The organism is Halarsenatibacter silvermanii, from assembly GCF_900103135.1.
GTDB lineage: Bacteria > Bacillota > Halanaerobiia > Halanaerobiales > Halarsenatibacteraceae > Halarsenatibacter > Halarsenatibacter silvermanii.
The window spans coordinates 35,000-42,405 of sequence record NZ_FNGO01000021.1; the positions used below are offsets into that span (position 1 = coordinate 35,000).

8 protein-coding genes are annotated in these 7,406 nt (G+C 40.5%); 6 read left to right on the plus strand and 2 right to left on the minus strand.

The features are described from left to right. Positions 1–18: 18 nt before the first annotated feature. The 5 genes from BLT15_RS10285 to BLT15_RS10305 are packed head-to-tail and all read left to right on the plus strand — an operon-like array spanning position 19 to position 4,366. On the plus strand, positions 19–1,518 hold the full coding sequence (locus tag BLT15_RS10285) for a hypothetical protein (protein ID WP_089761389.1): 1,500 nt from the start codon (positions 19–21) through the stop codon (positions 1,516–1,518). A gap of 4 nt (positions 1,519–1,522) precedes the next feature. Beyond that, a complete protein-coding gene (locus BLT15_RS10290; RefSeq protein WP_089761391.1) occupies positions 1,523–3,145 on the plus strand; it encodes a hypothetical protein in 1,623 nt (540 codons plus the stop codon). Between the two features lie 4 nt (positions 3,146–3,149). Next, on the plus strand, positions 3,150–3,491 hold the full coding sequence (locus BLT15_RS10295) for a hypothetical protein (RefSeq protein WP_089761393.1): 342 nt from the start codon (positions 3,150–3,152) through the stop codon (positions 3,489–3,491). Beyond that, positions 3,491–4,090 (plus strand): glycoside hydrolase family 108 protein, encoded by a 600-nt coding sequence (locus tag BLT15_RS10300; protein WP_089761395.1) that lies wholly within the window; start codon positions 3,491–3,493, stop codon positions 4,088–4,090. The genes BLT15_RS10295 and BLT15_RS10300 overlap by 1 nt, the downstream gene beginning before the upstream one ends. 12 nt (positions 4,091–4,102) lie before the next feature. Continuing rightward, the gene (locus tag BLT15_RS10305; RefSeq protein WP_089761398.1) at positions 4,103–4,366 is read left to right on the plus strand and encodes a hypothetical protein; all 264 of its coding nucleotides are present in this window, start codon (positions 4,103–4,105) and stop codon (positions 4,364–4,366) included. Between the two features lie 840 nt (positions 4,367–5,206). Here the strand turns inward: BLT15_RS10305 and BLT15_RS10310 are convergent. Further along, complete coding sequence (locus tag BLT15_RS10310; RefSeq protein WP_089761400.1) at positions 5,207–5,617, minus strand: TIR domain-containing protein; 411 nt, start codon at positions 5,615–5,617, stop codon at positions 5,207–5,209. A 22-nt stretch (positions 5,618–5,639) separates the two neighbouring features. Next, positions 5,640–6,596 (minus strand): caspase family protein, encoded by a 957-nt coding sequence (locus BLT15_RS10315; RefSeq protein WP_089761403.1) that lies wholly within the window; start codon positions 6,594–6,596, stop codon positions 5,640–5,642. Between the two features lie 176 nt (positions 6,597–6,772). Here BLT15_RS10315 and BLT15_RS10320 point away from each other — a divergent pair, with 176 nt between their 5' ends. Then, a complete protein-coding gene (locus BLT15_RS10320; RefSeq protein ID WP_089761405.1) occupies positions 6,773–6,946 on the plus strand; it encodes an AbrB/MazE/SpoVT family DNA-binding domain-containing protein in 174 nt (57 codons plus the stop codon). The last annotated feature ends 460 nt before the right edge of the window (positions 6,947–7,406 follow it).

The window sequence follows — 7,406 nt, forward strand, 5'->3', positions numbered from 1 at the left end:
AGTGAGGATGTGGTTTAAATGTCAGTAGTATTTAATCGAAGAAAGGGGACAACGACCGCCTATGACCAGGCGGTTATTGATCTTCTGGAGGAAATCGGTCTGACGGTGGACATTATAGACGACGATGGTTTTTCCGGATACGATTTTTCCGATACCGATCTGGTAGTTATAGGCGCGCCCGATTATGATTTTGTGAGCAGCCATACCAGCGAAAGTATTATAACGGGGCTTGAATGTCATGTTATTTCTTTCTGTCGGGGGGTAAGCAGGAACGCACTCGATATTAGCGACGGTTCCAGCTCGACCTATGTATCAAGTTTCACCGTCGTTGATAACACCCATCCGATCATGCAGTCTTTAGGCTGGGAGTCCGGCTCTTTTAATTTAGGGCCGGAGATGAGAACCCACAGAGTAACCTCACTTGCCGGCGATACCACCCTTATTATGAATAACGATTCCAGCGGCATCGCCGGTCTGGCCGAAAGGGTCGTAAACGGGGCCAGTAAAATGCACTTCGGTTATCACGGGGCAGATAATTTCTCGCAGGAAGGCGAGGATTTATTCCTTGAAATATTAGATTATTTAGAGTTAGAGGGCGCCGGCATGCTGAGCGTCGAGGCCCCCGGGCGGGTGCAGATTTTAGGGGATTTCCAAAAGTATGGCGTGCAGGCGGAAGTAATAAGAACCGTATCGGGGTCCTGGGAGGCCAATATAGCCCTGTGGCAGGTTTTAGGGGGCGAGTTAGCCGAGAGTACCTCTCTGGTTTACGCGGCCGCCGTGGAGGGTACTGTGAGGCTTGAGCCTTTTCTTATGAATCTAAGTTTTGCCCGAATGCACGGGGCCGATATAAAAACCACTTCGAGTGTGAAGATAAAGGCCGGGGTTATAAAAAGCAGCGCCCGCGTATATAAATTAAGCGAACTTCTCGGGGACGGGGTTTTGATTATACCTCCCATAGCTTTAAGCCAATCGCGCGCGGATGTACTCGTTGTGTCTATCGGGGTTCCGCTTTTGATCGAGGCGGAAGTGGCCCGGAGCCGCCAGGTTATTTTAGACGCCTCTTTTATCAAAAATATATTGGATAATTTTAGCTGGAACGATGAAGTTCTTTTAATTGTGCAGGATTCAGCCGGCGAGGCAAAATATTTTCGGGGGGTTGTAAGGGATATCGAGGACAGCGATAAATTTGTCGATGTTGAGGTCTTTTTGGCCGACGGGATTCTTTCCGAGAGAATAATACGGGAGGATTTCGCCGAGGATGATATCGGTATAATCGCCCGGGAAATAATAACGAAGTATTGCCGGCCCTTGACGGCGGAAAATGTCAATACTCAAACCGGGATAGAGGCCCCTATAAAAGCCGAGGGCAGGACGCCGGTACAGGTTTTGGAGAATATGCGCCGCAACTTCGGGATTAACTTTTATGTTGATAATGTCTGGGACGCGCACTTATACAAGGAGGAACAGATAATAACCGACGAAAATAACCCCTTTGTATTCGTGCTGGGGGAGGAGTGATAATATGAGTTTTGCCGGCGGCGATGGATCAAAAGAAAATCCTTATCTTATCGAAACCAGAGAGCAGTTTGAAAACATGGAAAACCATTTGCACGGCAATTACTTTGAATTAATAGATGATATTGATTTTAGTGGCAAAGATCACACCCCGATCGGCAATGATTGGAGTACGGATTTCTTTAGCAGTAGTTTTGACGGGAACGGTTACAGCCTTAAGAATATAGTTATAACTGATACCTCAAATGATGTTGGTTCAATTTTCGGATATATTAGACTCAAAAACGATGAAAAAGTTTTAATAAAAAATTTGCGCGCAGATGTCGAACTTATTTTTGAGGGGGAAAGTTATGCATTTCAGGCTGGACTCGCGAGTGAGGTGCTCTTGGAGGACAATTCCGAGATAATTTTTAAAAAATGTCATATAAAATGCAATTTTGTTGATAACGGCGTGGCTTACTATGACTATCTGGATCGGTTTGGGGCGTTTATAGGCTGGACAGAGGTTTATGATAACGCCTCCTTCAAGGCAGAAGATTGCTCGGCCGAAGGATATATTTTTGCCTTCCACGCTACAGCCGGGTTTGGCTTGGTTGAAACTTTTGGGGAAGGTTCAACGGCGCGGTTTGAACGGTGTATATCCAAAGTCGATATCGAAATTGTATATACTCGCGATTGGTTGGGACGGTATATAGGAGTTTTTTCGGCGGCGCACGCGTGGGCGGAAGGGAGCGAAATAGAATTTACCGATTGCGCTGCTGTCGGCAAAATTACAGAAAACCACAACGAGGAATTCTCTGCGAGTGTTGTCGGAGGGTTTAACGGGGGGATTTCATGGGGATATTGGAACGCCGGACCTATAATTTATAACAATTGTTATTCAGCGGTCGTGATGGATTTAAAAGATTGTTCAAACTTAAATTCTAAGTTCGCCCCTACCGGAAAAGAGATAGGGGAAAATGATGAAATAAGAGAATTTGCCAATGATTGCTATTACAATAATGAAATCCTACCCGACGAAGAATTTGCCGGCGAAAAATTAGGTCAGCCCCGGGATACGGCGTCAATGACTCACCCACCAAATTGGAATACAACTTATATAGGGTGGGACTTCGATGATATCTGGAATATAAGCCCCCAGCATAATGAAGGATATCCTTGTTTTGAGGGGATAGATTTCTTCCGGGCGGTAGACGGTTATTTATTGCAGTTTTTAGAACCACCCGAGGTCACGATAATACCGCCCCGCGCTAACCGAGTTATTGTAAAATCGCCGGAGGGAGAAGGTACGGCCGCGGTCCCGGGTTTATCCGCAGATTTAATAATCGAGCGTGTTGTTGAAATAGAAAACGGCGGGAATGAAGTATGCCGTAGGGTGGCGGAAAAAATATTGGAACGCTGGAAGGACGAGAGAATTAATGTCGAGGGAGTAGTTAGATTAGCGGTAGGCTTATCGTTCAAAGAGAAGGTTAAAATATATATAGAAGAAAGCGGGCTTGACGGGATATATCTCCCTCTCAAAAGTATAGAGCATGATGTTATCAATCAAAAAACTAAGGTAAGCTGTGGGGATATAATACTGGATGATGATGAACTTTTGGCCCGTATTTTAGGTGACAGAGGGGGGTAGAAAAATGGGGGATAGTAAGAAGGAAGATGGGTTTATGAGCAACGAAAAATTATTTAATATGCTCACCGATTTATCAAAAGAAGTAAACGAATTTAATAAAAATATGTCAGCACAGATCGCCGAGTTACATTTAGAGATGAAAAAATATAACAATATGCGGGACAGGGTAGAGGAGGGCCGGGTGCAAATTAAAAACCTGGAAAGGAAAACCGCCAAAAACCAGGCCAGAATCAACGCTATTTGCGACCGGGAAGAAGGCGGGTTAAGACAGCGGGAAAAAATAGCCTGGGCGGTGGCGATAATTTCAGCAATCGCAGCGGCCCTATTTTACACGGGGGTTTTATAATGAAATTCAACGAGGCGATAGAAATCGTATTAAAACATGAGGGTGGGTTTTCCGACCACCCGAACGATACCGGCGGCGCCACAAGGTACGGGATAACCGAGAGGGTGGCCCGGGGGGCCGGATACGAGGGTGATATGAAAGAACTCCCGCTGGATACGGCAAAGGATATATACCGGCAAAATTACTGGGATCGTATGCGGCTGGACGAGATCGAGGACGGCAGGCTTAGATTACTTCTTATGGATACCGGGGTTAATATGGGAGTAGGGACCGCCGGCCGGATTTTACAGCGGGCGCATAACCTTTTAAGCGAGGGACAGATAACCGTTGACGGGGCGATCGGGCCAATTACTTTAGAGCATATTAATCAGATTAACCGCAGGGATAATTTGCTTTACACGGTGGAAATTTTAAGGGGCTATAGATATTTAGAGATAGTTAAAAATAACGGGAGCCAGCGCGTCTTTATTCACGGCTGGTTTAACCGGCTCCGGAGCGTGGCGGGCCGGGGAGGCGAGTTAATTATAAAAGAGGGCGAGATAAGCGTGGACGACGCTATTTATAAGCTGGCAGATTTACTGGTCGAAAAATTAAAATAGGGGTGGATTAAAATGGGAGAACTTCTTTTAGGGCAGGTTGCTATGCCGATCGTGGTTTTTATTCTGGGTTATTTAGTGAGCCAGTTTGTGGCGGGAACTAAGCACCAGTTAGTCTTTACGGCGATTATAAAATTGGTCGAGGCTGTTCTGGAAAGTTACGAAATTGATGTGCCGGATTTTTTAAGAGAGCTGTTGGAAAAAATGCACGAAATCAGCGAGGAAACCGGGGATTATGAGGATGTAGTGCTGGACGAAATTAATCGGCTGGAAAAATGAGTAAGCCTGGACGAGCGCTTTTTTAAGCGTCCTCTTTTCGTACGGGAGCTAAGTAACGGGTACCGGATCCGGCTGGGGCGCAGCGACGGGGCGGCCTTTTTCGATGTAATTAAGACGCAGAAAAGTTTTGATATTGATTACAGTGGATTAAAAAAGTATGTGCAGAGTGCAGAAGAGATTGAAGAGTTGACTGAGGATATTAAACAGAAGTGGGATTTTGAAAAAAAGATAATTGAGGCGGAGAAAAAGGCGGGAATTAGCCGATAGTATGAGAGATCATGCTGTCGGTTAAATATAAACTCGCAAATAAAAGAAAAATAAAGATCAAATCAGATCAAAATGCATGAACTTTGTTATAAGGAAGTAATAAAATAAAGTTGTTTTTTCGCTATTTAGTGGGGATAAATAGATCATCTACCTCTGACCACTTTAATTCATTTTTAGAATTTTTGTAAAGGCTGAAGTGCAAGGGCTACGCCCGACCTTGACAAAAATAATACCAAAATGATTATTCTTCAATTAAGTGGAGGAAGGAAATTATTTAGATTATACTTCTGGCAGGTCGAACTCTAACTTGCCGCATCTAAGATAAATGGCTGTAAAGAAATTCTCTCTGGCCTGTCTTATTGATTTATATGTGAGAGGGATAAATATCTGAGTGCAGGAAAAACATCTTAAATCATATCTGAAATCTGTCTTGAAGGCTCAGATACATTATATCTATAAAATGAAAACACAATTTATATTTAGAACATTTGTTCTCCTCCTAAGTTGCTGGACATCTGAGAGGTAATAATATCATATTAACCTTAGAGGAGGACAAATGTCCGCATTTTATATTTATGTTAAATTTCTAATTGCTGAAACTATAGAATCAGAATTCCATCCAACAATTTCATCAGAATTTTCTTGAACTTTATCAGATATTCTTTCTGCTGCCCAAGGTCTTATACCTACAATAGGTTTGGGATCCTCAAATTCTTCTTTTGCAATTTCTATTTCTTTGTTTATCCATTTGCTGTAAGTTGAATAAACACCTGCTAAGACCAATACAACATTACATAATTCAATTTTATTTTTGATGGCTTCATATAATTCCTCGTCAGTTCCACTGGTATGAACCGGATCGTCTTTAGGAACAGAATAATCCCTATAAGTGAAATATTCTTTTTCATCTAACAGTTCAATTAAGCCTTCATAAGAATCTTCATATGACCATGAATGACTTATAAACAAATTATAATAAGCCATTGTAATTAATCCTCCTCTTGAATTAAATTTTATTTTTATCGACTAACCTCCAATATTGTTTTCCTAAAGGAGTTAGCCGGCATTTTTCATTATTTATTGCCGCAAAATACATATGATCAGCACCAACAGGTTCCAAAAGTCTACAATCTCGATACTTTTGCAAATGCTTAAAAATTTTTTCGTTTTTTTCATCACTGGGGGTGGCATCAGGTTCAAAGGAAGGGTCAAGATCAAAAAGTTCCTCCGGATCAGAAAAATAATCTGTAAGTTTTCTCAAAATATCTTTCTGGATATATGGCTTTGTTTGTCTTATTTTAGTAAACCTTGATACATTTGTTTTAAATATAGGCCTTTGGTCCCAAGCTCCTAATGCTTCATCAATATAAGCATAAACATTTACTAATTTAATTTCACCAATTACATCTGCTGCCCCCCCTTCTAAAGCGTCACAAAATAATGAAGAAAATATTCCTTTGCCTGAAACTTCATAGGATGGTTCATCTTCCCTTGAAGCTGACATGATGGAAATACCACGGTCTAATACTGTTTGATTGCCTAATATTGGATGTCTTCCGAAACCACCTGAATAACAGCAGTCTAAAATTATGATTTTTTCTCTTGCTGATGATTGTGCAGCATAATTATATATATTTTGCATACTAATTTCTTCAATTTCTGATGTATGACTATTTGGAAGGCAAATTTTATTGCCTTCAACTTGATCCTCTTTACCATGTCCGGAAAAATAAAATAGTGCGATTTCAGGTTCGCCACGATTAAATAACAATTTTATAGATTTTTTGACTATTGTGGAATTTAAATTTTCTCTCTTCGGTTTTGTTATCTTCTTTACATCGAAATTGGGACTATCATCTTCATTTTTTTCTAACAAATGAGATATTCTTAAAGCATCATTTACACAGCCGTTTAAAGGGTTTGAGGGATATTCATTTATACCAATAATTAATGCTTTCCGCACGAATTGATCACCCTTTAAGTTTTATGTTGTTCATAAATTTTATTTTCTCAGTATTATTATCTAATAAATTAAAACATTTTGCAAACGTACTATAAATTATTAATTTGTTTTTTAGTAATTAAATGGTAGAATATATTAGTGCTTTTAATTAAATAAATGAGAGGGGGAGGAATATAATGAAAATTACAGGGATAGTGAGAAAGGTCGACGAGCTGGGAAGAATTGTGATTCCAAAGGAAGTAAGAGAAAATATGGATATTGATGCGAAGGATTTCCTGGAGATTTATGTTGATGAGGAAACGGTTATTTTGAAGAAATATGAACCCGGATGTATATTCTGCGACATTTAGGATAAGAATATCTGCAGGAGCTGCAAGGATAAGTTGGTCAATATAACTTAAATATGTCAAAATTGAGATTTAACCGGAAGGGAGCTTAGTGGTAGATTTATATACGTTAGGAAATTTATCTAGGTTTATATTTTTTCATTTAACCATAAGTGCCGGTTTTTAGGCCGGCGCTTTTTATTTTTTTTATAGAAGCAGGAATTAAACTTGAATTATAGAAATCAATTTATTAGAACCTGTATTCGGAAAGTAAACTCGCCTAAAATGTTATGATCCCTATTAAGTCATGGAAAGAAATTTTAAGATTGCGGAAGAAATTCTTCCAAAAATATTAAAAGGAGAGCTCCTTTTTGATAACATGAAAACAAGGAAAAAAGAAGAAGTAAAACACCAAAAGAAAGGAGCTCTCCTACTTTCATGGTACTGCAAAACACCCCAAAATGTCAAGTGTTCCATAAGCTGG